This window comes from Paenibacillus sp. HGH0039 (genome assembly GCF_000411255.1).
GTDB lineage: Bacteria > Bacillota > Bacilli > Paenibacillales > NBRC-103111 > Paenibacillus_F.
The window spans coordinates 615,824-642,514 of sequence record NZ_KE150413.1 but is presented as its reverse complement, the minus strand read 5'-3'; the positions used below and the strand labels follow the sequence as shown (position 1 = coordinate 642,514).

The window sequence follows — 26,691 nt, the reverse complement described above, 5'->3', positions numbered from 1 at the left end:
CTATTCTCCCTTCCTCACCGGATCATCATACACTATCTTGGAGGAAGGGTTCAATACTTTGCCTTTATTTCCAAACGGGCCCATCTAAAGGACGTCGGACGTTTCTATTTTACGGATGGACCAGAACGCGCTCAGCACACCGGCAGCCGCAAAAACAAGCGGAAGGATATATCCGGCATTCAGCGAGAACCCCATGTTGTTCGAATCGGTGATGGTCACCAGGATAACGGCGGAAACAATCGTCGCGGGAACCGATTTCTTCATCATCCCGAACAGAAGCGGAATCAGGCAAATCCCTGCCGCCGACACGGCGTTCAGCAGAATACGCAGAACGTGATCCACGATCATTGGGGCGGTTAACGTTTCGGGCACCATATTCAGCCAAGCGTCCGCCAGCAGGAAAACGCCGGTTACAAACAAGCCGGAGAGGAAAACCGTGGCGAAGGTCCAGAGACTGACCAGCAGCAGCTTGGCTGCCATGATCTTTTTCCGGCGGACCGGGTAGGTGAACAGAATGTTGACCGTTTTGGCATTATACTCCCCGATCACAAGCCTGGCCAGAATGGCGGAGGCAAAAATAACGAAGGTGATCTTGACGAACCCGATGATGACACCGAACGCCATCGCATAGTCCTGATAAGCATCAATGACGTTGTCTATCTGTTCCGCCACATGAACACCGCCGATAAGCAGCAGAATCACGGCGTTGGCGATCAGAATGCCCGGGAAGTATCCGCCGATTTTATATTTTTTAAGCTCGAGTTTCATCAATTTAAGCATGGACGCCGCCTCCGTGAATGGATTGCAGGAAATAGTCTTCAAGCGAGCTCGCCTTCTTGTTCAAGGCCTCGATTTCCACTCCGTTCAGAAGCAAAACTTTGGAAATTTCCGCCTGCGAGACTCCCCGTTCGTAAATGCGCATCATTGTATCGCCGACGACTTTGTAATTGCTCATACCGAGCTTGCTTTCCAGCACATAGACCGCTTTGTTGAGGTCCGGCGTAACCACTTCGATATATTCGGTATGTCTGCCTCTTACCTCGTCCATCGGCACCTGTTCAATCAGCTTGCCTTCGCTGATGACGCCGACCGTATCGGCGATTTGTTCGATCTCGCCCAGAATGTGACTGGAGATCAGCAGGGTGATACCGTATTCCTTGCTCAGCATCTTGAAAAGATTTCTCAATTCCTTGATGCCGACGGGATCCAGTCCGTTAATCGGCTCATCGAGCAGCAGCAGTTCCGGACGGGTCGTGATGGCCCGCGCGATACCGAGCCGCTGCCTCATGCCGAGCGAGAAGTCTTTGACCGGCTTGCGGTCGATATTTTTCAGCTGAACCAGGTCCAGAGCCTCCCCGATGGCGGCTTTATTATAGAAGCCCATATATTCGCAGTGGAGCTCCAGATTTTCCAGCGCGGTCAGCCTGTCGTAGAACACCGGATACTCGATAATGCTGCCCATCCGTTTCAGAATCTCGTAAGAGTTCTCCGTCAGTTTTTCACCGAAAATTTCAATTTCGCCGCCGGTCGGTTTAATCAGATTCGCCATCATTTTCATCACGGTCGTTTTGCCCGCTCCGTTCAATCCGAGAAACCCGTAGATTTCCCCCTGCCGGATCGTCATATCGACGTTCGAAATCACTTCTTTGCCGTCAAACACTTTCGTCAGCCGCGTCGTTTTTAGCAATGTGCCCATTGGATTGACCCCTTTCGTATCTCCTCTTTCTGATTCTTAGTTTAGCTTCCGATTTTCTCTTTTTTATTACTCGATTCTTACAAAAATCTTACGTCCTACCGTAAGCTATTTTTTTGAGTTTTACGGTGAACGACGTTTTCATGTAAGGCTTGCTGGTCAGCGTAATGACGCCGCCGAGCTTCTCCACCAGCCGTTTCGTGATCGTAAGCCCGAGGCCGCTTCCCTGATAAAGAGGGTTGCGGGAATCCTCCAGCGTATACATGCGCTCGAAAACCCGGTCCTGATGAAACTCGCTGATCCCCTTGCCCCGGTCCCACACCTCGACATAGGCATGCTCCTCGTCCTCGCGCAGAGTAAGGCCCAGCATATTCCCGTCGCTGCCGTATTGGGAGGCGTTGGAGATAAGGTTGTTCAAAATGCGCACAAGCGCCTCTTCGTTCCCCAACACGTAAACAGGGGTCTCCGGCATCGCGATCACAACCTCCACACCCTTGGAAGTCAGCGGTTCATAGAAAGCGAGTATCGTCTGCGAGCACACTTCGTTCAGATGGATACGGTTCAGGGGGATGTCCCGGTCACCGGACTCCAGGCGGGCGAGATCGAAAAATTGATTGATCAGAGCAAGAACTTCCCGGGCCTTCGCATGGACTTTGTCCAGCAGCCGTTCCCGTTCTTCGGCCGGTGTGGACGGATTTTGAATGAGCGTTTCCATATAGCCGAGCACAACCGTGAGGGGCGTTTTGAGATCGTGAGAAATGTTCGCGAGCATTTTGCGCATCGAATCTTCGGTTTTATTGTACGTGGCCGTCATCCGCTGATTGACCTCCACAAGCCCGTTCAGCCCGTTCAGCAGAGCGATCAACTGCTTGTCGTCCGTCAGATGAAGCAGTTTTCCCTGGGGGACGCCTCCCCTTAAAATCCCGTCTAACCGGGTCGTTATGTAAACGAGGCTTTCGTCCCGCTTTTTTTTGCTTCTGTACTGAACGAAGTGAAGAACGAGAGAAACGGCAAGCAGGGCGAGCAGCAATCCCGTCCACCCGGTCATTCGCCGAATTCCCCCAGCTTGTAGCCGATTCCCCACAGCGTTTTGATATAAACCGGATTCGACGGATCGTCTTCGATCTTTTCCCTCAGCCTGCGCATATGGACGTTGATGACATTTTCATCCCCGTAATACTCGTCTTCCCATACCGAGCTGTAAATTTGTGCTTTCGTAAAAACCCGTTTGGGATGACCGGCAAACAGTTTCAATATATGAAACTCCTTGGACGTCAGCTTCAGCTCCGACCCGTTTTTGCTTACCGAAAAGTTTTCGAGGTCGATAACCAGCTCGCGAACGCGCAGCACTTCGGGCGGGGCCGGTGTCCGTTCCACGGGCGCGGCCGCCGCATACTGCGTCGCCCTGCGGATCGCCGCTTTGATCCGGGCGGCCAGCTCGATCATGGAGAACGGCTTGGCGATATAATCGTCCGCGCCGAAACCGAGACCGAGCGCCTTATCGACGTCGCCGTCCTTGGCGGACGTAATCAGGACGGGGACGAGGCTCGTCTGCCGCACCTTCTGCAGGAAGTCCATGCCGCCCAGTTTCGGCAGCATCAGATCCAGCAGAATCAGATCGAACGGCTGACCGCGAAACTTGCGGACCGCTTCTTCCCCGTCATAGGCGCGCACGACTACGAATCCTTCCTTCGTCAAATAATCGCTTACCATATCGCTGATTTCCGCGTCGTCTTCCACAAGCAGCAGTGTATTTTGCATGTTCATCCCGTCCATTCCTGCAATCTGTTTCGGTTGAATCATATCATGTTTCGGAAAAGCCCGGTAGAAAGTTCCAGAAGTTTTACGGCAAAATAAAACCTGCCTCGTCGTCCTGAGACGCCGGGCAGGTGGTTAAAACAAGGCTGTGTTCGGGAGGAGCTGTCCTCTCTCCGGCACTCGCCGGAATGCGGAACATGAAAGCATATACTAAATCCGCAGCGTGATCGGCGCTTCTCCCATTATCTCAGTACCGCACCTTATAAAATTTCCCGAGGCAGGAGGGATTCCCCGTGTTACTCGGGTTACTCGGGTTACTCGTGTTATCCCGTCTATTTACACACCGCATGCTCTACCGACGCATGTGTGGCGACGCATGGCGGTGGCCACCCCCGTTAGCGGATGACGCCTCCCAGCTTATTCAGCAGGTTAGCGGTCACCTGCGCACTTTCGGCGCGAGTGGCGGTGCCTTCCGGCTCGAATCCGTCGGCCGTGCGCCCGTTCACGAGCCCCAGGCGCGAGGCGGCGTCGACGGCTTCCCGCACCCATGCGGGAGAAGCCTCCACGTCGGCGAAACGGACGGGCTCGCCTCCGGCTGCCTTCTTCCCGGCCGCAGCCTCGTACGCCCGTACGATCATCGCCGCCATTTCCTGGCGCTTGATGACCGCTTCCGGCGCAAATTCGGAGGCGCTGACGCCGTTTACGAGTCCGGCCTTGGAAGCTGCGGCAACGGCGCCCGCGTACCAATCCTGTCCGGACACGTCGGAGAAAGTAGGCGCTCCCTCCGCCTTCAAATTCAGCAGACGGACGAGCATGGCGGTGAACTCCGCCCGCGTCACTTTCCGCTCGGGAGCAAACGTGTTCTCGGTCATCCCCTCAATCAGGTGCCGGGCCGTCAGCTCCTTGATGACTCCGGCGGCCCAGTGATCTGCGGGCACATCGGCATAGGCTTTGCCGTATTCCAGCACGGCATACGTGCCCAAATGATTCACATCGGCCGAAAGCTTGCCCAGGTGCCAAGTACCGCCGGCATATTCGAGGGCGCCGCTTCCGGCGATTTGATAAATGCCGGCAAGCCTTGCGTCCACGCTCGCGCCGACCGGAAGCTCAATCGTGACCGGCTTCGCAAACTTCGTCAGCTCGCTCGTTTTGCCGTCCTTCGTCGTGACGGTCAGACGGAACTCCAGCAGGTCGCTTCCCGCCGCAAGCCGCGCCCCGGATGCGGCCGATGCGCTGCCGAGCAGCCTGCGGGCGTCTTCGCCGGCGATCCGTGCCGCGCTCAGCTTCAGCGTGCTGCCTTCCCGCTCGGCGGCCGGCACCAGCTCGCCCAGCTCGCGCAGGACGGCTGCGGGAAGCGTCACCGCCACGTTGCCCGCTTGGACGCGGACGGCGGTGTCGCCCAAGAGCGCGCCGGCATTCCCCGGCAGCGCCAGCTCTTCAAACGGCGCGGACGCCACGAACGTGACCGCGCCTGCGGCTTTCATCGCCGTCAGCTCTGCGGCGGTGGCGGCAAGCTTGCCGGCGGAGCCGGGCTGCGGCTTCACGGGCGGCTCTACCGGCGGTACTGGCGGAGTTCCGCCGCCGTTATCGCCGCCGGAGTCTCCTCCGCTGCCGCCGTCGCTGCCTCCGCTGCCGGAAGCCTTCACCGTCAGCTCGTACTGCGCGTTGAATCCGCCGTAGACGGCGGACAGGACGGTCGTTCCTTCCGTCAAGGCTTTCACCGCTCCGTGCGGGTCGATCTGCGCCACGGACGGCCGGCTGCTGCTGTATGTCACGCCGTCCAGCAGGTCGAACCGGCTGTTATCCGTGTAAACCGCGCGGGTAACCGTCTGATCGGTTTCCCCGACTTTAAGCGAACCCTTGCCGGACAGCTCGATGGAAGCAAGCTGACCCGACGGCAGCCGGTCCACCGTCACGGTCGTCTCTCCGTAAACATCGGGCGCCGTGACGCTCGTCGCCCGGATCACCGCGGTACCGAGACCCGCCGCCTGGACCACTCCATCGGCCGTTACAGTTACGGCGCCTGCCGGGGTCGAGCTGTACACGGACCATGTCACGCTCTGGTCCGTCGCGTTAGCCGGTTTGACGGCGGCGGTCAGTTTCACGCTTTCTCCTACGGCCAGCTTGAGATTCTGCTGTTCAATTTCAACGGATGCCGGAGGAACCAGCTTCTTATATAAGCTGAATTCGTCCACGACCCGGCCGCCGACCGTTTTCGTCACAAATTTCAGCTCGTCGCCGGTAATGTCGATGGAAGCGTACATTTGCGTCTGCTCCTCGTCGATCACCCGCTGCCAGTCCCGTTTGGTGACCGGATAAAATTTCGGACCGCTGGAACCGGCAACCACATAGGTCGTTCCTTGTCCGTCCGCCACGATATGGTTATTTTTCATCGGGTACGTTCTCAAATAAATGTGATCGTGCCCGTTCAGCACGAGATCCACCTTGTTCTCCTCAAGTACAGGAGCCCACAAACTCCGGAGTTCGGCGGTATCGTAGATGCTTCCGTACGGACCCCGGTGGAAAATGGCGACCTTCCACTTCTTATTCGTTTTGGCCAGATCCTTCTTCAGCCATTCTTTCTGCTCTTCATACTGATATTCGCTGTTCAGCACCACAAAGTGAACGTCCTTATAGTCATAGGAAAAGCTGCTGCCCTTCAAGCTGTCCAGTCCGGTGCCCGGCTGGTTGAAATGCGCCAGGAAGTCGCTGTTTTCTCTCGTTCCCATGACTTCATGGTTGCCGATCGTTCCCACGAGCGTCGTGTTCAAAAACGCATCCTGGGCCGCACCGAACCACATGTTCCATTCTTTTTCGTTAAAGCCTTTGTCGACCATATCCCCGGCATGAACCATGAATTCCGCGTCCGGGTTGTCGGCGACCGCTTTTTTCACCGTGTTGCCCCACAAATTAAAACCTGCCTGATCCCCAGCCTGGGAATCCGCAAAATACAGAAATTTCGTATGGTCTCCCGCAAGTTCCGCCGTCTTGAACGTACCCTGCTTGCTCGTATGGCCTTTACCGTCTCCTACGCGGTACACGTAAGAGGTTCCCGGCTCCAGGCCGTCCGCGACCGCTTTATGAATGCGGATCGTCCCGATATCCAGCGTGCTGTACAAGCTGCTGTCTCCCGTAATCCGTTTCACGCCGCTGCCTTGAAAATCCGTAAATTCCGACTGCTTGACGAGTTCGACCACAGTCGGTTCGGTTCCGGGATTCGTATGCCAGATAAACGCGCGCGATGCGGCCGGGTCCGGACCCATGTTCACGCCAATGTTATAAGGCGTCTCGCTCCCTCCGAGGGGGGATACCGCAAAGACGGAAACCGCGCTGTAGGCGTTCCCTTTCGCCACCTGCAGCTTGTAGCTTTTGACGGCGGCCGTCAGCGCCTGCGTACGGAGCTTGCCCTGAGCGTCCGTCGTTCCGATGGAAGAACCGTCCGCGAGCACCGTGGCCCCTTCGACAGCGGCACCCTGCTCGTCTTTCACGACAAGCTCGGTTTCGTATCCCTGCACGTGACCGTAGTCGTTCCATTCCAGCTTCAACTGGTTGCTGATCTCCGAAGAGAGCGGCAGGCCGAAGAAGGAGAAGCTCGTATCCCCCGTATTCGCAAACGAAACGGAGCCGGACTTAAAGGCGATAAGATTCGTGCCGGCCGCATCCTTCCGGATATCGTACTGAATTTGGCCGATGATATCCTGATCCGTCAGGGAGGCCGTCTGAAGCTCTTTCATCTTCAGGCTTACAAGACCCGCTGCGCCGTCAATGTCAGCTATCAGCTGTATATCGCTGAGCTTCGGACCGCGGACAAGCCGGATGTTTTCGACTTTACCCGGATCGAAAGCGAAGTCGATGCGGCCGTTTCTGATGCTTGCGGCTTTGATGCCTTTAACATCGAGGGAATACGTTCCGCCCGCATACACATCTTTGGGCGTGTCGTACACGATTTTGGCCGAGCCCGTGTCGACGTTGAACGTCCATTCTTTGGTCGTCTGGTTGCCCGACAGGTCACGGACCGAAACCTTCGCCTGATGGATTCCGTCCGCCAGAGGCGTACCCGGCGTGTAGTAAATCCGGCCTTCCGGCGGATACAGCGTATGCTGGACCAAGGCCCCGTCGAGATAGAATCGGATTTTGTCCGGATCGATCAGAGTCGTGCCGGGATGCTTGGCGGGATCGTAGCCGTAGTCCTCCCCGTACACTTTGATCGTCGGCAGGTTCGATTTAATCGTCTCGCCTTCGGCCGGCGAGAAATTTTTCAGGACAGGCGGGTCCATATCGTCCTGCGCAGGCCCGTAAAGAGCCCGGATCTGATCGACGTAGATCGCTCCGGCGTCTTTCTTGGCCGACGAGGTCTCCATATAGCGGACCGGCATATCCATCGTCAGCGGGAGGGTTCTTCCTTTAGGCACGACGGCCTCCAGGTACTTCCACCCTTTGAAATCGACCCCTACCGTCTGGTCGACAAAATCAAGCGCCACGGCACCTTTGCCGTCGCGCATTTGCGCGCGAAGCCAGTGCTTGTTCCCGTCCCCGTATACCCACATGCTGATTTTCTCGGGGTAGCCCGGAATCTGGATGGGCTGGGCGCCGCTTTTTACTTGCAGATAAGCACCCGAGGTTCCCGGCATCCCGGTAAAATCGTAGGCCAGCTTCAGCGAGTTTTTGCCGAAACGCACGAATTCTTCATCCGTTTCGATGCTCACGCCGGTGCTCTTGAACTGGGCGCCCGCACTCGGATTGTAGCGGTCCAGCCCGTTCTCGAAGTCTTCCAGAATAACCGGAGGAACACCGACATGCACATCCAGAGATGTCTCTACGTTCTTGTATTTGGCATAAATCTTTCCGGTTTTCTCGGTTTCGGCCGTGGCGGTAAAAACCCCGGCGGCGTCAATCGAGCCGATCGGCCCCTCGGTGCGCCACTGAATCCGGCTGTTGTCCGCTTGAACGACCTGCCCGTCACGCAAAGCCGTTATTTTCAGCGTTTCCGAGCTGCCGGACGTGAAGGTTCTGACGGCATCGGCAAATTTAAGTTCGGTCAAATCTTCCACGACTTCCACCTTCCCGGTTCCCGTCAACCCGCCCGAGGCAGCCGTGATGACAGCTTCGCCCGCCTTGGAGCCGGCAGTAAACGTGCCGTCCGGGGCAAACGTCCCGACCGCCGGATCGATGCTCCACTGCGGAGTCCCGTTAAAAGGCGCGGGATGCAGATTGGCGTCTACGGCAGCCGCTTTGAACGCAGCGGACGAGCCGGTCAGCACACGCTCCGTTTGCGGCTGAACGACCAGTTTATCCGCAGCGCCCTCCGGCGCTTTGTTGACGAGCAGCAGACCGTTTGCGGTTTTGCGTTCTCCGCCGTCGGACGGCGTGTTCAGAATTTTCCGCGTTTTCTCGCCAGGCATACGCGCCACGAAGGTGGAAGATCCGCCCCCGTCGAGGTTCAGCGCATTGACGGCGCCGAGGTCTTTCATCAGTCGGCCCAGCTCCGTCAAGTCCACGCCTTCGCTGAAGCCCGGCTGACGGCCGTCGATTTCCAGCAGGATGACGGAACCGTCCGCTTTCGTCCCGATGGCCGTTCTCGGATGCGCCGCCGGATCGCTGTGCGGCTGGGCGGCCCCGTCCTTGACGAGCAGCCCCGAGCCGCCGATGGCCACCCGGACGTCTTTCCATTCGCCTTCCAGCGTAAAGCTGGCGGTGACGTCATCCCCCGGCTTCAGCGGGGCCAGCGTATCCCGGAACTTGCCCGAGGCCGACAAAACCACCTGATTTTGGGCTAGCGGGGTATTTCCCTTGTTTTTATGTACTTCGGATACTTTCATCGCAAGCGTCTGGCCGCTCTGCACGGCTCCGCCCGTCACATCGAGCACCACCTCGTCCCCAAGGTCGTTGGTCATCGTTGAAGTGTGAAACTCGGGTGTGTAAAGAACGAGCGACTCCGTTCCCCGCAGCCGGTTGATGTCCGTAAGGGGACTGCTCTGCCCGCCGAACGCAAGGGTCCGGGTCAGCTTCGGGCTCGGCCCGTAAAGACTCGTCCCGTCGGTTTTTATGCCGAAGGCGTACCAATCCGCCGGGGGACTCGCAAGAATTTGGCCTTCTCCCATAAACAGCCCCATCGGAATTCCCGTGGACATATCGTAAAAATCTCCGTTAACGGCCGCAATGACCCGGTTGCCCGTCCGGTCCGCATCCGCAGCCATTTGGCTGACGCCCTGCATCCCGTAAACCTTGCCCCCGGTTTTGCCCGCCTGCAGCTCCAAAGCCGCGTTTTTGGGATCGAACTCTACAAAATGGAGCTTTTCCGGTCCCCGGTCCAGCTTCATATTCATCCATTGGTACGTGGCACCGGGCCCTATTTCCACCACCCGTTTGTCCACGATTTGCCCTGCCGACGCTGTCGTGCCGGGCACTGCCGCTAATCCCTGTCCTGCCGGCAGCAGGATGGAACACAGCATCATTCCGCTGAGAAAAGATGCCAGTCTCCGTCTGTTTTTCACCATTATCGTCACATACCTCCCAAGCTGGTTCAAAGTTTGTCGTCATTTCCGCATTCCGGCTGTTGAGCAGTGGGCCATGCCAGGAAAGTATACGGTTGTCTTGTAAACTCCACCCCCTATCTTTATAAAGATTTTATGAACCGGGAGCACTTTCATTCATGATTTAGAAATACCCCCACCTTTTCTATTATCAGGGAAAGAAAGCGCTTTTTGAAGTATTATTTTATTATTTAATTTAAATATGGCAAAAAATTTTGTTAATTTTCTCTTTTTGAAACTAGAAAAAGACACCGGAACCGCCCCGAGAGACAAAGTTCCGATGTCTTTTGCTTTTGGAAAAGATTTTGGCGATTCCGGCCGCTTAAGCGGGCCCGCCCACAAGTTCCAGTCTGACGCCGCCGGGATGACAGCCCTCTTCGTCATAGAAAAGGACTTCGTTGCGCTTCTTCAGCAGGCTGACCGGAATCTTGTAGGATTCCTGGGGACCGATCTGCCAGTAACGGCCCAGGCAAAATCCGTTCACCCACAAAATCCCTTTGCTGAGCCCGTCGAGCGTGATTTTCAGCTTGGCTCCGTCCGGCTCGCCCGCTTGCTCCGCATGGACGCTGTCCGTACGCTTCAAGCTGTCATCGCCGCTATGTTCCGGCCAGTCGAAAGCAGCTTTAAACCAGCGGGGAAGCCTGTCCCGGTCCGGGACCGCCTCCTGCGACGGCGCTGCCGCCGCATTTGGCCCAGACTCCGGCTCCGATTCCAGTGCCGACCAGTTCGCCGCACCGAGCGGATCGGCCGCGCCCGCCGTAACCCAGCCGGAAATACGGGAAGCCGAAGCATACAGGTAAAGCTTCATTTTCGGAATATGGCTGATTCCTTCGGCGTCGAATTCCAGTTCGTTGCAGCCCTCCCTGAGCAGCTCGCCGATGTCCGCCACCCCATACGGGGCTTCGCCTCGGTTCCACGCCGTCTCGTTCCAGAGCTGAGGAACGACCTTACGGCCGTTTACGCGCAGCCTGGATAAACCGTACCCGACGATGACGCCGCTGTCGTACTCTTTGCCGGTATGCAGCGTCCGGTACAGGCCGATCCGGCCTTCGATTTCCGGCAGCGCCCGCAAGGAATGGACACGCCCGGCGCCGTCAACCTGCCAGCCCTCCGTCAAATCGGCGCTTGCTCCGCCCAGGCTCGGCATCGCGCTCAGCCCCTTCGGCTCGGCAAGCGTCTGGGTGAAATTGTAGCGGCCCATATTCTGCACGAGAATCCGCAGGCGGTTGGCTCCCTGCCGAAGCGGGATATCGAACGCCGCCGCTCCGATTTCCGTTGTTTGCCCGGCGTACCGGCCGTTTACGTAGACCCGTGCCGGGTCCTCGATGCGCGGAAGCGTGAGCGTACGAAGCGCTTCCTCTGCGGAATCGACCTCGGCCTCGTAAGCCAGGTACCCGCTGAACCGGCCGAAAGACGTGAAATCGAGCGGACCTTCGGCTTCACGGGCAAATTCCTTCTCGGCATCCGGTTCCTCATCGGCCCGCTGCCAGTCCGTCAGAACCGGGGCCGTTCCCCGGGCCTCCGGAATAGAAGCCGCTTCCGCTTCGACGGCCGCACGGTCCGTCACGGTGATGCGGGCGATTTCCTCGCCGGCGTGTCTCACCGTGATCGTCTGCGGACGTTTCCCGTGGAACAGCGTGAAGACGAGGCGGCCTTCTTCGTCCGTGCGAACGCGCTGCGGCAGCGGACAGTCCGCTTCCAGGCCGGTGAGTCCGGCCGCGGAGAGAACCAGTGCGGACTGCTGGCCCGCCTCGTGGTACACGGCGCCTCTGCCGCGGTCGAAGCCCGTCGTAAAGCCGGTCATCGCCTCCAGGGTGACCGGCTGGCCGGCCCCGGTGCGACCGATTTCCACGCCGCATACGACCGGCAGGATAGCTCCCGCTTCCACCGTGTAAGGGAGCGGGGAGATCGGCTTCGCGGCTTGGCCGGAAGCGGGGGCTGCGTGGTCGTGCCGACCGGCCGCCTGCAGTGCCCTGGCTTGCATGGAATCGTTGTCTCCTGGAAGAGGACAACCGATTCCGAACTTTTGCAGATCGAGCATCCCGTTCAGGCGCTCCGTATCGTCGTTATGAATAAACAGAATCGTGCCCTGCGGGCCGGATTTCTTTTTGGCGGACGAGTGTTTGCCCAGTGGGATAAAGGCCGTGCTGCCGGTCGTTTCCGTCAGAAGCGGCTCCATCCAGCGCACGAAATCATGGACAAGCTTCAGCGCTTTGTATTTGGCCGTGGGTCTCAAATATTCGTCGAGCGCAGCGTCGTAATCGTAGGAGGTCGTCATAAACGTATGCTCCCCGATCGTTCTGCCGCCCCAATGCCCGAAATTCGTGCCGCCGAAAAACATATAATAGTTAATCGCCGTAAACCCCTCGCGAATCAACTCGTACGTCTTGCGTTCCACCTGGGACGCGGTTTTCTGATTGGCCCGCGGTCCGCCCCACTGTTCGAACCAGCCGATCCAGAACTCCAGGACGCCTTTGGGTTGGTCGGCGAAACGCTCTTCCAGCGTGCGGGCATGCTCCTCGGCATGAGACCAGAAATTGCGGAACTCGACCGCTCCGTCTACAGCGCCGTAGCAGGTAACCAGGGGAACGTCGATCCCCCGCTCTATCAGCCCGTCCCGCAAATATTCCATATACGCTTTATCCGGCTTGCCGAGCGCCTGGAATTCGTTTTCCACCTGAACCATAATAACGGTGCCCGAATTCGAAAGAAGACGGGGCAGAACGACCGGTACGAGACGATCCCAGTAGAGATCCACGTAATGCAGGAATTCCCGGTGGAATTTCCGGTACTGCATATCCGGCTTCCGCTCCAGCCAGTAGGGCAGACCGCCCATATCCCATTCGGCGCAAATATACGGTCCCGGCCGCACGATCACGTACAGGCCGCGCTCGGCGCAGAGGTCCAGGAACGCTCCCAGATCTTTGTCTCCGCTGAAATCCCACTGCCCTTCCTCTTCTTCGTGCCAGTTCCAGGGAACGTAGGTTTCGATGCAGTTGCATCCGGCCTCCTTGGACTTGTCCAGCACCTCCGCCCATTCCGCTCTCGGCAGACGGAAATAATGGACGGCGGCGGATAAAATAAATACCCGTCTGCCGTCGATGATCCAGCTGTTGCGGTCGTATTGTACACGGGTCATGCGCATGTAACCTCCTTATGAGAAAATGTCTCCTTCCAGGAGACATTTTCAATTCGTTATTAAGATTTTTTCATCTATATACAACATTAAAGGAAAAATATTCCGCCGTTTGTTTTATGCTATCTTACGTTGATTGTTTCGATGCCTTCCGGCGTTTTTTTAATGAGCACAACTTCGCCGAAAATTTGAACGCCCTCCACGACGTAAGACATAATGCTCGTCGATGGCGTCTGGTGGCAGACCACCACAATATGCTGCTCCCCCGTACTCGTCCAAGTCAGGCGGCAGGCTTCTGCGACAGAGTCGGGCACTTTGGCTCCGTTGTAAGTGAAGACGGCCGCCTGCTCTACGACCGGAACCTCCGTCTTTCCGGGACGGACCGGGTAAAGCACCTGCATCATGGAAGCCGGGCCCGTCGAGCCGCAGGAGAAGGTTACGGCCGGAGCGGGCGTCATCTCGTTATACCGGTAGGACACGTAGGCGTCCTCCGTCCGGACGAGCAGCGGGCCGCGTCCGGCTGCGCCGATGCCCGCGGGAACCGCTCCCTCGCCGGGAGTGGGCACGGTGAGGGAGGCCGGGCCGCCCTCATCCGTTTCCGCCCGCGGCGATGTGCCGGCGGCCGCATGTGGCTGTGCGCCTGCCCCGCTGACGTCTGTACCCGCCTGTGCCGGAGCTCCTGCCGTCGTTTGGCCGGCCGTTATCCCCGCTTGATCGCTGCACCCGATGCTCCGCTCGTACGCCGCCTTCTCTGCCGGAGCTCCGGCGCTGTTTCCACCGATCCCCGGCGCCGTTTCCGTCAGAAGCGGCGTCCGCGTAACCGGCAGCAAGTGCAGCCCCGCCGCTCCGTCCTCCGTCGTAAAGCTGACTCCCCGCTCTTCGACGCGCACCTGGCCGGGCGCAAAGTGGAACCGCTGCTCGAAGCGGTGCGCGTCCCCGCAGCGGAAGCTGTCGGCCAGCAGCCAGTAGTCCGGCTTGACGAAGATGAGGCGGCGCTTGGGGATAACGGGATCGGCCAGATGAAGATAGCCGTCGTGGCTGCCTTCCGCATAGTCGGCCGCAGGTCCCGATGACCACCGGGTTCCCAGCGGAGCCGCAATACGGCCGTAGTCCCACGTGTCGAGGTACTCCGTAAATTCTTTGCCGTCCACGAGGGTCGTGTTGTGGGCGGCTCCCAGCTTGAAATACCGGCGGAACTCATCCCCGCCGTAATACGTGTAGCGGCCGGGGTCCATCAGCAAATCCCGGCCGTATGCGCAGAGATCCACATGCAGCATATCCGCATGGCCGTGACCGCCGCCCATCGGCCCGCAGTTCATGCTGGCGAACCGGGCGTCCGGCTCCCAATCCGAGCGCATGACATACTGCCCGGCTTCCTCGAACGCGCGGGATGCCGCTTCCGGCCGTACCGGCGTCAGGCGCTCGTAAGCTTCCGCCTTATGCAGGCCGTACAGCCACAGATTCGCCAGATCCACGCGGGCGTGGCCGGCGTATTTCAGCTCCGCATCCCCGAACTGGATCGCGCCCGCGGTCAAAGCGTCGCGCATATCGTTGTCGTCGCTGTCGCCTTTCATCAGCTGTCTGCCGCTCGGCTTCACGGAATACAGATTCGCCTTCGCCATACGCCTCACGGCCGAGATCCACTCGGGATACAATCCGATGCCGTTATTTTCAGCGAGGTGCAGCACATGCATATATTGGAAAAAAACTTCATTATGGTAGAGCGGGGACTGCTCCCAGTGCAAGCCGTCGCGGCCGATCTGGAGTGCGGCCGTCTGCCGCAGCCGGTCGGCGCTTACTTCCAGCCAGAACGCCGCATTTCGGAACTCGGGCATAAATACGCCGAGCGCAAAGAGGCCCGCGTTTTCGAGCACGCCCCAGTTGCTGAGGCGCCTCCAGGGATCGAAAGCCCCGGCAATATACTCGCCGTGTTCATGCAGCGAAACCAGCATCCGGCCGAACAGCTCCGCCGTGAATCCCGGATAGTCCCGGAAGCACTCGTACGCCCGGATCCAGTTGATGCAGCGGAGCCCCGCCTCGATTGTCCGCCACGCCAGAGTGGCGGACGCTTCCGCCGGACCGGCGGGCACGGGATTGCGGCGCAGCCAGTCGTCCAGCTGCACGCAGAACGCTTCCGCGTACTTGCCGTCGCCCGTGACCAGGTACGCCTGCCCCAGATCGACCCAGTACGCATGCCGATTCAACATGTAAGCCCACTCCACATCGCCTGCAGGCACATGCTGCCAGTCGATGTTCTCCGCGAAGGTGACCGGAACGCAAGTCGGCTCCATGTCCCATTCCCCGCGGAAGAGGAACGTGTTCGCGGCAACGCGTTCGGCGGAGGCCAACACTTCCCGCATGTCTTCCCCGTAATGATTACGGACATGACTCACAAGCCGCTCTCGTTCTTCTCGGCGGATAAACAGCACCGGAGAGGTGCGTGTTTCGTAATGCCTTTTCAGCGTATCATTGGCTTCGTTCCGTCTCTCTCCGCCCGGCTCCAAAAGCGAGGCGGCAGCGGCGGCAAGCTCCGGCTGTCCGGCATTCGACCCTTCCCATATCCGGCCGCTCTTCATCCTAAGGTCCGCTCCTTGCGGTCATACCAGTAACCTGGAATGTTCCGTTCCATGCGCATCAAGGCTTCCAGATAATAGTAGTCGCCCCACACCATATAGTCATCGAGGCCGAGATTTCCCCGTACATGATAGGACCCGTGCTTAAGCAGCCCTTCCGCTTCGGGTTCGCCGGTCGTCGAATAGTTTTTCACGAGAGAAGCAAGCGAACGTTCCAGCAGATCCGCAAACTCGGCCCGGTCCGGGTCATCCGGCTCCAGGAGTCCGATCAGCTCATGCAAACCCGCGGCAACGATAGCTGAAGCCGAGCTGTCCCGAGGTGTCTCCGGCGTTACTTCCGCATAGAAATCCCAATACGCCACGGAGTCCTCCGGCAGTTGGGACGCGAAGTAGCGCGCCATCCGCTTGGACGTTTCCAGGTACGCCGCATTGCCGGTATACCGATACGACAGGGCAAAACCGTATACGCCCCATGCCTGGCCGCGGCTCCATGTGGAACCGTTCGTAAAGCCCTGATGAGTCGCGCCTCCGATCGGTTCCCCCGTAACCGGCTCGAAAAAGAACGTATGGTAAGAGCTGTCGTCCCCGCGCACGAGGAACCGTCTGCTTTTATCCGCCTGAATAACGGCGGTATTGCGGTATTTTTCGTCCCCCGTTTGCTCGTAAGCCCAATAAAGCAGCGGCAGGTTAAGCAGACAATCGATAATGATGCGGCCGCCCTCTGTTTCGTCACCCATGGGGCCCCAAGCCTGAATAAACTGCCCCTTGTCGTTCCAGCGTTCGAGCAGCTTGTCGGCCGCCTCCAGCGTCAAATTTTTGGCGTCCTCGTCCCCGAGTATGATCCATTCCGCTTTGGAGGAAAGCGAGTACAGAAATCCGATATCGTGATGGGCCAGCACCTTGTTCTCTTCCATCCGTTTTTTCATGCCGCTTACGGTGCTCCGCGCCGCTTCCAGAAACACTTCGTCCTTTGTATATTCGTAACAGAGCCAGAGCATGCCCGGCCAAAATCCGCATGTCCATTCGTCGTTATCCCGGAGTTCGTAACTGCCACCGTCGCTCACGTGCGGGAACTTGTCGCCGAACTTCCCGATATTCCGGCGCGTTTTGAGCACCGCATCTTCAATTGCCGCCTTCCACATGGCCATTCCCCTTTCCCGTCTGAAAACCTGTCCTTTAACAATCTGAGTGTGATGCGTCCATTGTAACGGGAGCCGCACCTCCGACACAGGTGTGATTTTGGCAGGGATGTGCACTATTTTGACCTGGGGTTCCGCAACATGCCCGCGGGTCTCTCACAAGCCGACGGACGGCCTTTTTTTACACAAAAAAAGAGCACCGGGTTATCTCTCCCGATACTCTCGCGGCGTCCGGCCGGTGTACTTTTTAAACACTTTGGAAAAATAAGTCCGGTCCGAATAGCCGAGCTTGGCGGCAATCAGCTCCACCGGGTCTTCCGACATCTGAAGCGCCTTGCAGGCGATTTTCACCTTGTACCGATGCGCGTAATCGGTGAAGCTCTCACCCGTCAGGCGTTTGAAGTACCGGGAGAAATAGCTCGGATTCATGAACAGGTGCTCCGCCACGTCGATCGAGCTTACGTTCTCTCCCAGGTGCCGGTAAATGTAATCGTCGATCACCTGCAGCTTCGGCTCTTTCACGGCAGGAGCGGCCCCCGTATCGACTCCGATCATGAGCCGCTGAATCATCCAGCCGAAGACGGCGAGCGCATCATCGACGTGCAGAGCCGTCTGCAGATACGGAATCCATTCGTCTTCCTCCGTGTCCGCGCCGGGCCGGGCCTGCTGAATAAACAGCTGGCGGGCCTTCCGGACGCACAGCCGGTTCAGCTCCTCGGGATCGGCCAGCTTGCCGCACGCCGTCCGGCGGATGCGTTCGATCGCCCCCTCCAGCAGCGCATGGTCGCGATGGGCCGCGGCCGCCCCGATGTCTTCGAGCTCCTGCCCGAACAGCCCTTCCGCGGGCAAATAGTACACCTCCGACCCGTCGTCGAACTTCGGCGCGACATATCCCGAGTCCGCGTAGTAGAAGCGGTACCGGTTCTTGACCATGCTCCGGAAGGTCGGGCCGGCCGAAGACAGTTCCAGCCTCGCCGGGCTGGTTAAAAACCGCAAGCCCACATGCAGAAACCGGTCGCACTTGTCCCGCAGATCGGCCGTGTAATCGTAGAGGTACTGCTTTTCGTTAAACGTCAGCCCGGGCCGGTAATTGAGCAGAATGACGAGAAAATCGCCCGTGTTGAAAACCGTGACGCCTTCGTACGTCTGGGCCACCTCGCACGCGATGTTGTAAACGCCGTAGCGCAAAAGCGGCATGTCCCGGCTCGCGTATTTTTCGGGAAGACCGGCAAGAGACAAGTGCCCAAGCAGCAGTGCGTAAGCCGGATGCTTCCATTCCACTCCGAGACGCTCGGCGTATCCGAGCAGGCCGTCCGCCTCCGTTCCCTTGATCAGCCGCTGAAACAGAGATTCCTTCAGCAGATCCCGGTTGCGGTTTACGTCCTCCCGGTAAGACACCTGCTCCAGACTGACGACGGACTGCTGAATCCGTCCCACGGACTGCTTCAGGCTTCGGAGAAGCTGGTCTTCCGTCAGCTCGTCCTTGATGAGATAATCGTCGGCGTTAAGCAGCAGCGCTTGTTTGGCATAATGAAAATCCTCGTGGCAGGTCAGAAAAATAATCCGGACTCCCGGCTTGATACTCGAGAACTGGGCGGCAAGCTCCAGCCCGTTCATCTGCGGCAGACCGATATCGGTCACGACAATGTCGGGCAGCAGCTCCTTGAACATCTGCAGCGCCCGCACGCTGGAGTAAGTTTCTCCGGCTACGTGAAGACCGCACGTTTCCCAGTCAATCAGTTTGTGCAAATATTTCAGCATCGGCACATCGTCGTCGATCAGCATGACGTTATACATGGCTCTCCCCCTCTGAAGGTTGAATCGGGAATGACAGCCGCACTGTCACGCCCCCGCTTTCGCTGCGCTCCATTCCCATCTCCGCCGACATGCCGTAGGTCAGCCGCATACGCTGCAGCACGTTAAGCAGGCCGACACGGCGGTACGAGGACTGCTGGTCCGGGTCTTGGTTCAGCACGGCCTGCAGCTCCCTGAGCTGCCCGTCCGACATTCCTCTGCCGTTATCGGAGATGCGGATCATGATCCGATCCTGCGCGCGTTCTGCCGTGAGCGCAATGGAACCGCCCTCCTCCTTGTCGACGAAGCCGTGCACCACCGCGTTCTCGACGATCGGCTGGAGCAGCAGCATCGGCATCGGCTGTCTCTCAAGCTCGGCCGGAATCCGGACGGAAAGCTCCAGCGCTAGATCATTGCGCATGTTCATGATCTCCAGGTAATGCTTCAAAAGTACGCTCTCGCTTAGCAGCGTGGACGGCTCGTTCACTCTCATATAAGCGCGGAGCAAGCTGCTCAGCGAATCGATCATCCGCCCGTGCAGCCTGTCGTCCGACACGTACAGACTGCATTTGATCGAATTCAGCGTATTGAGAAGAAAATGCGGCCGGATCTGGGCGAACAAGGCCTGCAGCTCCAGCACGCGCTTCTGCTCCTGCTCGGTTTCGATGCCGGCGATAAGCCCGTTGATCTCGTCGAGCATCGAGTTAAAGGAGCGGCCGAGATCGCTGATTTCGTCTCTGCCTTTATCCGGGAAGCGGATGCTGCGGTTCCCTTCCCCGAATTGGTGCGCAATCCGCTGAAGCTTGCGGATCGGGCGGTGAAGGCTGCGCGCTAGGAAGAAGGACAGCATCAGGAACATGATAATAAACACCGCTACGGCCATGGCGCTGACAAAGAACGTTTGCGTAATTTGTCCCGTGGCCGTTTTCTCCGGCGTCTCGTACACCAGCTTCCAGTTGCCCTGGGCGATGACCGCCTCGCTGCGGATATTCCGCTCTCCCTGTTTTCTCGGAAGCTCCTGCTCCGAATAAGCGATGGAGGCATTGCCCGCGATGCGCTGCCCGTTCTTCTCGAAAAGCGTAAACTGGCCGGAAGTCGACGACGAAAAGTACGGATCGAAGTACGTGCTGGAAATGCCGATCATCAGCGTTCCGAGCAGGCTTCCGGTTTCCGAGTCCCGGATAACCCTCGACAAGTAGTAGTACGTGTCCTTATCCGGACCCGATCCCGCGACCGTTCCGAGCCATTGGATGCTGGTCGGGTTGTCCAGCACAATCCGCGGCTTGACCGTCTTCCAGTCGCTCTCCATCTGCGGCAGCGTCTGCCCGCTCCCCACGTCCATATACGGTACGATAAAGCCCGTATCGTTAACCAGGAACAGCCGCACATACTTGTTCAAGGCGTTAATCGACACCTGATCGTAGCTGTTGCGGATTTTGGTATACTTATTGAAATCGTCAAAGGTATGAATACCGGTCATGCCTTGAATTTCGCGGAGGTTGTCCCGAATCTCCACATTTTGCACGTAAAAATGCGAAGCGAAGGAGATATCGTCCAGCAATTTCTCGATGTCCTTGGTCATCAGCTGCAGAATCGACTGGTTGGCCGCTTCCATTTTATCCATGGTGGTCCGTTTGATCGTGATGTAAGCGAGCGAGGATACGGTCACGATCGGCAGCAGGATGAAGATCAGGAACGAGAATTGTATTTTGCGGTAAAACGAGCTCTGCAGCATGGCGCTCCTCCTCTGTCCGGACCTTCGCAAGCGCTTTCGTACCGGGTGTTTTTCTCACTATACCAAGAACGCCCGAAAACGGGCTACGGCAAAAACCCCCAGTTCAGGAGGTCTTTGCCGCAGAATCGTCCTTGAATTACTTTTTATTTTTCTCGATGACCTTGTTCGCTTCGTCTACCATCCATTTCTGAACGTCTTCCACTTTCTTGTTGTCCAGAATGAACATGCTGAATCCGTCTGTCAGGATTTTGTCCAGAGCAGCCGCGTAAGAAATGCTGTTCTTGGATGGCGGCAGGGCCTTAATGCCTGCACCGAATAGCGTGTACATCAGGGAATCCACATCGTACAGGTCCTTGTTCTGGCCGATCATACGTTCCGCAAGCGGCTTGGCATCGCCTTTCTTCCAGCCCGGAAGCTCGGCGCGCGCGTCCGTCAGGTTCGTGGACATGAAGCGCATGAACTGGTAGGCTTCCTGTTTATGCTCGGAGCTTGCGCCTACGGACATGTAGTTGCCCCCCATGAACATATCGGTCGAATCGCCTTTCTTTTGAACCGGTACCGGCGCGACGGCCGTTTTGAACGTATGCGGGAATTTTTGCGTATCCCCGATTTCGCTGATCATCCAGGAACCGGACAGCAGCATAGCCGCTTTCTGGTTAAAGAATTCCGCGCGGTAGTTCAGTTTCGCGCCGATCACGTCCGCGTAAGGCTTCGCCGTCTTGTCTTCCTTCTCCATCGCGCGGCGGAGATTGAAGAAATACGTGTAGGTCGGGCTGTCGAAGTTCGTTTTGCCTTCTTCCGTCAGGAACGGATGCTGCATGTAAATTTGCGCGTCCGGGTTGGCGTACATCGGCCAGTTGTGGAAGTAAGCGCCGTAGCGTTTTTCCGTGCCTTCGCCTTTGTTCAGCTTCTTGGCGTATTCGCGGAATTCGTCCCACGTCCAGCCCAGTTTCGGAACCGGCAGGCCCGCTTCGTCCAGAGCGTCTTTATTCAGAAGCACGAAGTTGGTCGTGATGTTGTTTTGGATGCCGTAATACTTGCCTTCAAACTTCGGATTGACAAAGTACTCTTCTTCCGGCTTCACGTTGTCTTTAGCGTAAAATTCATCCAGCGGAGCCAGCACTTTGTTGGCTACACGCGTATCCAGCTCGCTGATGCTCGGGAACATGACGACATCGACTTTCTCGCCGGATGTCAGCAGGACGTCGAGCTTTTTGAGAGACTCCAGGGAGTTCCCCGGTACCAGAGAAATATGCTGAACTTTGATGTTCGGATATTTTTCCTGGAATTGATCGATATATTTCTTGGTCGATTGCGCCTGGGTTTCGTTATCCCAGTTGTAATACTTGATGGTGACCGGTTTGCCGGAGCTGTCTTTGCCTGCGGAGCCTTCTTCGGACTTGCCGCAGCCGCTGAGAACCGTGATGGCCAACATGACGCAGATAAGTACCCATGCCGTCGCCTTTTTCATTGTGTTGTTCCCCCTCAACCTGTATGTGTTTTCCTTTACAATCGGTATTATAGCCCCCGCGCCGGGCAAACGTTGTGCAACAATTTGACTACTTCCGTGAACAATTTTGACTCTGTGCACGATTTTGCGCGTTCGGCACTATCCTTTCACACCGCCGAGGGCAATACCCTTGATCACGTGTTTTTGCAGGGCGATAAAAATAACCAGAAGCGGGATAATGGCGGATAAAGAAGCCATCATGAGCACCGCGAAGTTGTCCGCATAATCGTCCTTGAAGAGCTGAATACCGAGCGTAATCGGATAAAGCTCTTTGTCCAGCAGGAAAATAAGCGGCATCTGGTAGTCGTTCCACGTCCAGATGAATTTGATGATCGCGACTGTCGCAAGAATCGGCTTGCAGAGCGGCAGCATAATCTGCCAGTAAATGCGGAAGTAACCCGCGCCGTCGATTTTGGCGGCTTCGATGAAGTCGCTGTGTATGCTCATCATAAACTGCCGCAGCAAGAATGTGAAATAGATCGAGAACATCATCATCAGGATCAGCGCCAGATGCGTATCGTACAGGCCAAGCCAGCGGATCAGCAGGAAGCGGGGAATCAGCGTTGCCTGTTCCGGCACGATCATAAAGGTCAGAAGCAGCGTAAACGCGATATTGCGTCCCCGGAAGTTCAGCTTCGTGAACGAGAACGCGGCCATCGAGGAGATGATCAGCGTCAGAGCCGTAACGATTACGGACAGTTTGATAGAGTTAAAATAAAACAGGTGAAACGGGACATTGCCGGCCCAGACGGCCTTGAAGTTCCCTAACGCGTTCCATGCCTGCGGAATCCACTGGATCGGGAAGACCATGACGTCCTTCTCGTATTTCATGGCCGCCGAGGTCATCCACAGGAGCGGAATGAGAAAGCACAGGGAGAACAGGCCGATAATCACGGTGTTAAACAATTTCCAGAAGTCGAATTTGCGCAGACTCATACGTGCTTCCTCCTATCCGTAGTGAACCTGGCGCTTCTGAATCTGCCAGGAAATCAGAGTGATAATGCCGACAATGGCGAACAGCAGCCACGAAATCGAAGAAGCGTAGCCCATCCGGAAGTTGCGGAAGCCTTCTTCGTAAATCCGGTACACCAGCACCGTGGAAGCGTTATTGGGTCCGCCGCTCGTCAGGAAGGCGATCAGATCGAATACCTTGAACGAACCCATCAGCAGCGTGATAAACAGAAACGTATTCGTCGGGCCGAGCATCGGCATCGTGATTTTATAAAACTTCTGCAGGGAGCTCGCGCCGTCGATGCTGGCGGCTTCGTACATATCGTCCGGGATTCCGGACAGGCCCGCCATATAAATAATGATCTGATAGCCCAGTCCCGCCCAAATGGCGATAATCGCGATGGACAGCAGGGCATACTTCGGATCGGCCAGCCACATCGGCGGATTGTCGATTCCCATGCTTTTCAGAAAGCCGTTAATCGGTCCCAGCGAAGGGTGGTACAAAGCGCTCCAGACCGCACCGACCGCGATGATCGACGAAATGTACGGAATAAAAAACGCCACTTTAAAATAGCTCTGCGCGTACACTTTCGTGTGAATCAGCACCGCGAGCACCAGTGACAGCGCCATGCCGACCGGTACCGTAAGAACGGTGTAGATCAAGTTGTTTTTGATCGCGGCAAGAACCTTATCGTCCTGAAACATTTCCACATAGTTTTGCAGACCGACGAATTTGACGGAAGACATCCCGCCCAGCAGGTTCCAGTCGCATAAGCTCATATAAAGGGAAAATAAGACCGGGAATAAATACAGCAGCACAATGCCGATCAGCTCCGGGGACAGAAACAGCCAGCCTATCGTCGCTTCTTTCCTCCGGTGATTCCAAAACGGCTTCTTGGGAGCCGACGCGGCCGCCCTGCTCACATTCGAGCTGTCCAGTTTCATACTCAAGCACCTCTCTACCTTGATGGTACCTTCACTATACGATGGCCGGACGGACGGGACCGATTCGGATTCTGACCTAAATGTGCATTATTTTGACTTTGCTTTCGGGGGACGCCTGAAGGAACTCAAGGAGAAAAACGATTGCCGGACGGTTGCCGGAAGGAGATTGAGAAGAAGGGCTAGAAGAGGACGACCGGCTCAGATCCGAGTGTGTTTGAAAAAAACGGCGGCAAGATCAGTCTCGTTACCCTGACGGGGTAGCCTCAAATCCGCAGCAAATAACCACGGTCTCGGCGACCGTGGTTATTCCGGTTTATTACCAGTACTTGAGACAACTGCTCTGTCACACGGATGTTTTCTCGTCCGCCGGGAACACAAGCCCGATTTGCCTGCGGGCTTCGTCCATAATTTCCATCGCGGTCAGCGAAACCTCGTGGGAATTGACGGCGGATTCCGTCTTGCCGTCCCGGATCAGGTCTATAAATTCCTGAACCTCGTAATACATGTTTCGCGCGATCTGAGGCTGCGTAAGATCCTCCACGGAGCCGTCCCTGTAGCGGATTTCGACTTTTTCCGGCTGGCTGATCTTGTCGATTACCATCGTGCCGTTCTCGCCCTGAATCTCCGAGGACTGATAGGAATGCGTAATTTTCGAATGCATGATAACGGCGTCCATCTCCCCGTACTTGAGCAGCACGCTGCCCTCTCCGTCCACACCCGACTCCAGCAGCATGCCGCCCGCCTTGACGGCATCCGGTTTGCCGAACAGCTGAACGGCCGGATGCACGCAGTATACTCCGAGATCCATCATGGACCCGTTGGAAAAAACGGGATTGAACGCGTTCAGAACGGTGCCCTGCTTGTACGCGTCATAGCGCGAAGAATACTGGCAGTAGCTGCCGAAATACCGGCGTACCGGACCGATTTTGTGAAGATTGTCCCGGATGGCCTTGAAGTTCGGAAGCAGCGTGGATTTCAAAGCTTCCATCAGCAGCACCTTGTTCTCCTTCGCCGCCTCGATCATCGCGCGGAGTTCCCGTGTATTGGAAGCGATAGGTTTCTCGCACAGCACATGCTTGCCGCCCTTCATCAACGCAATGGCCTGCTCGGCGTGAAAAGAATTGGGGCTGGCGATATAGACCGCGTCGAATTCGCCGCTTTGCGCCATGGTTTCCAGGTCCGTATATATATGCGGGATATCGAATTTGTCCGCAAATTGCCGCGCGCGCTCCGCCGTGCGGGAATAAACCCCGGTAAGCCGGAAGTCTTCCGATTCCCGGCCGGCATGAATGAGCTCTTCCGTAATCCAGTTCGTTCCTACGACTGCAAATCTGATCATCCTCGTCTCCCTTTCTGTTGAAGCGGTATGTACGTGTTCTAGTTTATCATGGCTGGTACTATCGGCAAAATAGCGCTGGCGCTCGGCAACAAGATTTAGCGGAGTATTTTGTTATATTTATGTTAGTTTAATTAACATAAAATATATATTTTTATAAACATGTACTCCAAACTCTTATTTCGTGTTAGTATAACTAACATAAAATCAGGAAGGAGCTGCCCTCATGTTTGTTGGTTTGCGTGTCGTCAAGACCGTGATTGCGATTGCCGTCAGCATAACGATCGCCCGGCTCCTCCATCTGGAACCGGATCATTTCGCAGGCATCGTATCGATGCTGGCCGTTCAGCCGTCCGTCTACCGTTCGCTCCATCATACCTTATCCCATATGGCCAGCGCCCTGCTGGCCTCGGCACTGGGTATTACGGCGGTCCTGACGCTGGGCAGCGGCCCGCTCGTTATCGCGGCCGCCGCTCTGGTCGTCATGGCGCTTCACGTCAAGCTCGGCCGCACGGCATCCCTGGCGCTCGCCGTCATCGTAACCGTGAACACGATGGGTACAGCCGACGAGCTGACCGGAGGGATGGCCGCCTACAACCAGTTCCTGCTTGTCCTTGTAGGGATGACCGTCGGGACCGCCGTCAACGCGATCCGCAAACCCGTGCACCGGGAACGGGAAGACGTGCTTCTGGCGAAGTCCGAGACGATGCTGCGCGTTCTGTTTTATTACATCCAGATCGACCTGCGGGCAGGCAAAATGACGCCTTACAAGCCGGACATGCGGCTGCAGATCGAAGAAGTCCGCTCGTATATCGAGAGCGGCAAAGCCGTCTCCCAGCTCGTCCGCGAAGACCGCTGGCTGAGCCGCGGGGAAGATCCCGGCGCCGGGGAGCTTTTCCAAACCTACGAGACGATGATTGAGCGCATCCGCGATCTCGTCAAAGCACTCCAGAAAGCGGATCTGTCCCATCCCGAAGCGGTCCGTCTCATCCGAGTGCTCGGACTTCTCATCCGCGCTCAGGAGAGAACAACGGAGCGGGGACGGTCCATCCCCCTCCGTTATCTGCTTCCCGTCCTGAAGCCCGCCGCCGTCCAGGACGGCCGGACCGGAGCCGAAGACATCGCGCGCCTGTTCCCGTACTACCAGGCGTACGAAGCGATGGCGGACTACGCGCGGGAGCTGGAAGCGAGCCGCCGTGCCGTCGATGCGCGGCCCGCTTTCAGACACGCGCCCGTCAAACGGCTCGGAACCGCTCTGCGCAGCAAGCTGTTCGATCATCCGGCGGGCTGAAGCCGCAGCGGCAGTCCCGTCACGGGCACCGGCACAATGCTCGCGGAAGCAGGTTCTGCCGGCGCCTCCCGTGCTGCCCGCCCATGAGCGAAAAAGCGCCTGCCCGTCGGCTACCGGCGGGAGGCGCTTTTTATGTTTGCGGTCCGTGCGTTATGCGACCGGGCTGTATGCGACCGGAGCCGTTGTGAGGCTTCACTCCCGAATAATCAACCGGCTCAGCCGCCCCTTTTCAAAGAAGAAACGTTTCCGGACGACTTCGCATTTACCGAAGCCGGAAGCAGAAACCCGAAGCAGCGG

15 protein-coding genes are annotated in these 26,691 nt (G+C 57.3%); 1 reads left to right on the top strand and 14 read right to left on the bottom strand.

What is annotated here, in order from left to right; genetic code table 11:
- Window positions 1-84: 84 nt before the first annotated feature.
- The 14 genes from HMPREF1207_RS17200 to HMPREF1207_RS17135 all read right to left on the bottom strand — a co-directional run bounded on the left by HMPREF1207_RS17200 (window position 85) and on the right by HMPREF1207_RS17135 (window position 25,106).
- Entirely contained in the window at window positions 85-780 is a 696-nt protein-coding gene (locus HMPREF1207_RS17200; RefSeq protein ID WP_009672071.1) for an ABC transporter permease, read from the bottom strand.
- Window positions 773-1,696: an ABC transporter ATP-binding protein gene (locus HMPREF1207_RS17195; protein WP_009672021.1), complete on the bottom strand. Its 924-nt coding sequence runs from the start codon at window positions 1,694-1,696 to the stop codon at window positions 773-775. Before HMPREF1207_RS17195 ends, HMPREF1207_RS17200 begins: the two co-directional genes overlap by 8 nt.
- A gap of 88 nt (window positions 1,697-1,784) precedes the next feature.
- Window positions 1,785-2,741, bottom strand: coding sequence for a sensor histidine kinase (locus tag HMPREF1207_RS17190; protein ID WP_009672210.1), 957 nt, complete (start codon window positions 2,739-2,741; stop codon window positions 1,785-1,787).
- The gene (locus HMPREF1207_RS17185; RefSeq protein ID WP_016423840.1) at window positions 2,738-3,460 is read right to left on the bottom strand and encodes a response regulator transcription factor; all 723 of its coding nucleotides are present in this window, start codon (window positions 3,458-3,460) and stop codon (window positions 2,738-2,740) included. Before HMPREF1207_RS17185 ends, HMPREF1207_RS17190 begins: the two co-directional genes overlap by 4 nt.
- A gap of 386 nt (window positions 3,461-3,846) precedes the next feature.
- Window positions 3,847-9,948, bottom strand: a complete 6,102-nt coding sequence (locus HMPREF1207_RS17180; RefSeq protein ID WP_009672173.1) for a phosphodiester glycosidase family protein — start codon at window positions 9,946-9,948, stop codon at window positions 3,847-3,849.
- Between the two features lie 358 nt (window positions 9,949-10,306).
- The gene (locus HMPREF1207_RS17175) at window positions 10,307-13,123 is read right to left on the bottom strand and encodes a beta-galactosidase (RefSeq protein WP_016423839.1); all 2,817 of its coding nucleotides are present in this window, start codon (window positions 13,121-13,123) and stop codon (window positions 10,307-10,309) included.
- A gap of 119 nt (window positions 13,124-13,242) precedes the next feature.
- Window positions 13,243-15,696 (bottom strand): alginate lyase family protein, encoded by a 2,454-nt coding sequence (locus HMPREF1207_RS17170; RefSeq protein WP_009672227.1) that lies wholly within the window; start codon window positions 15,694-15,696, stop codon window positions 13,243-13,245.
- A complete protein-coding gene (locus tag HMPREF1207_RS17165) occupies window positions 15,693-16,835 on the bottom strand; it encodes a glycoside hydrolase family 88 protein (protein WP_009672149.1) in 1,143 nt (380 codons plus the stop codon). The genes HMPREF1207_RS17170 and HMPREF1207_RS17165 overlap by 4 nt, the downstream gene beginning before the upstream one ends.
- Window positions 16,836-17,036: 201 nt before the next feature.
- Window positions 17,037-18,629 carry a response regulator transcription factor gene (locus HMPREF1207_RS17160; RefSeq protein WP_009672091.1) on the bottom strand — a complete coding sequence of 531 codons (1,593 nt, stop codon included), beginning with the start codon at window positions 18,627-18,629 and terminating at the stop codon, window positions 17,037-17,039.
- Window positions 18,622-20,361 carry a sensor histidine kinase gene (locus HMPREF1207_RS17155; RefSeq protein WP_009672037.1) on the bottom strand — a complete coding sequence of 580 codons (1,740 nt, stop codon included), beginning with the start codon at window positions 20,359-20,361 and terminating at the stop codon, window positions 18,622-18,624. The genes HMPREF1207_RS17160 and HMPREF1207_RS17155 overlap by 8 nt, the downstream gene beginning before the upstream one ends.
- Before the next feature lie 136 nt (window positions 20,362-20,497).
- Complete coding sequence (locus HMPREF1207_RS17150) at window positions 20,498-21,832, bottom strand: ABC transporter substrate-binding protein (RefSeq protein ID WP_009672123.1); 1,335 nt, start codon at window positions 21,830-21,832, stop codon at window positions 20,498-20,500.
- Between the two features lie 138 nt (window positions 21,833-21,970).
- On the bottom strand, window positions 21,971-22,807 hold the full coding sequence (locus HMPREF1207_RS17145; protein ID WP_009672256.1) for a carbohydrate ABC transporter permease: 837 nt from the start codon (window positions 22,805-22,807) through the stop codon (window positions 21,971-21,973).
- 12 nt (window positions 22,808-22,819) lie between these two features.
- A complete protein-coding gene (locus tag HMPREF1207_RS17140) occupies window positions 22,820-23,767 on the bottom strand; it encodes a carbohydrate ABC transporter permease (RefSeq protein WP_009672143.1) in 948 nt (315 codons plus the stop codon).
- Window positions 23,768-24,110: 343 nt separating this feature from the next.
- A complete protein-coding gene (locus tag HMPREF1207_RS17135; protein ID WP_009672064.1) occupies window positions 24,111-25,106 on the bottom strand; it encodes a Gfo/Idh/MocA family protein in 996 nt (331 codons plus the stop codon).
- A 223-nt stretch (window positions 25,107-25,329) separates the two neighbouring features.
- Here HMPREF1207_RS17135 and HMPREF1207_RS17130 point away from each other — a divergent pair, with 223 nt between their 5' ends.
- A complete protein-coding gene (locus HMPREF1207_RS17130; RefSeq protein WP_009672247.1) occupies window positions 25,330-26,394 on the top strand; it encodes an FUSC family protein in 1,065 nt (354 codons plus the stop codon).
- The last annotated feature ends 297 nt before the right edge of the window (window positions 26,395-26,691 follow it).

Coding starts and splice junctions, on each gene's coding strand:
- HMPREF1207_RS17200 (WP_009672071.1), bottom strand. CDS start 780: ATGCTTAAATTGATGAAACTCGAGCTTAAAAAATATAAAATCGGCGGA.
- HMPREF1207_RS17195 (WP_009672021.1), bottom strand. CDS start 1,696: ATGGGCACATTGCTAAAAACGACGCGGCTGACGAAAGTGTTTGACGGC.
- HMPREF1207_RS17190 (WP_009672210.1), bottom strand. CDS start 2,741: ATGACCGGGTGGACGGGATTGCTGCTCGCCCTGCTTGCCGTTTCTCTC.
- HMPREF1207_RS17185 (WP_016423840.1), bottom strand. CDS start 3,460: ATGAACATGCAAAATACACTGCTGCTTGTGGAAGACGACGCGGAAATC.
- HMPREF1207_RS17180 (WP_009672173.1), bottom strand. CDS start 9,948: ATGGTGAAAAACAGACGGAGACTGGCATCTTTTCTCAGCGGAATGATG.
- HMPREF1207_RS17175 (WP_016423839.1), bottom strand. CDS start 13,123: ATGACCCGTGTACAATACGACCGCAACAGCTGGATCATCGACGGCAGA.
- HMPREF1207_RS17170 (WP_009672227.1), bottom strand. CDS start 15,696: ATGAAGAGCGGCCGGATATGGGAAGGGTCGAATGCCGGACAGCCGGAG.
- HMPREF1207_RS17165 (WP_009672149.1), bottom strand. CDS start 16,835: ATGTGGAAGGCGGCAATTGAAGATGCGGTGCTCAAAACGCGCCGGAAT.
- HMPREF1207_RS17160 (WP_009672091.1), bottom strand. CDS start 18,629: ATGTATAACGTCATGCTGATCGACGACGATGTGCCGATGCTGAAATAT.
- HMPREF1207_RS17155 (WP_009672037.1), bottom strand. CDS start 20,361: ATGCTGCAGAGCTCGTTTTACCGCAAAATACAATTCTCGTTCCTGATC.
- HMPREF1207_RS17150 (WP_009672123.1), bottom strand. CDS start 21,832: ATGAAAAAGGCGACGGCATGGGTACTTATCTGCGTCATGTTGGCCATC.
- HMPREF1207_RS17145 (WP_009672256.1), bottom strand. CDS start 22,807: ATGAGTCTGCGCAAATTCGACTTCTGGAAATTGTTTAACACCGTGATT.
- HMPREF1207_RS17140 (WP_009672143.1), bottom strand. CDS start 23,767: ATGAAACTGGACAGCTCGAATGTGAGCAGGGCGGCCGCGTCGGCTCCC.
- HMPREF1207_RS17135 (WP_009672064.1), bottom strand. CDS start 25,106: ATGATCAGATTTGCAGTCGTAGGAACGAACTGGATTACGGAAGAGCTC.
- HMPREF1207_RS17130 (WP_009672247.1), top strand. CDS start 25,330: ATGTTTGTTGGTTTGCGTGTCGTCAAGACCGTGATTGCGATTGCCGTC.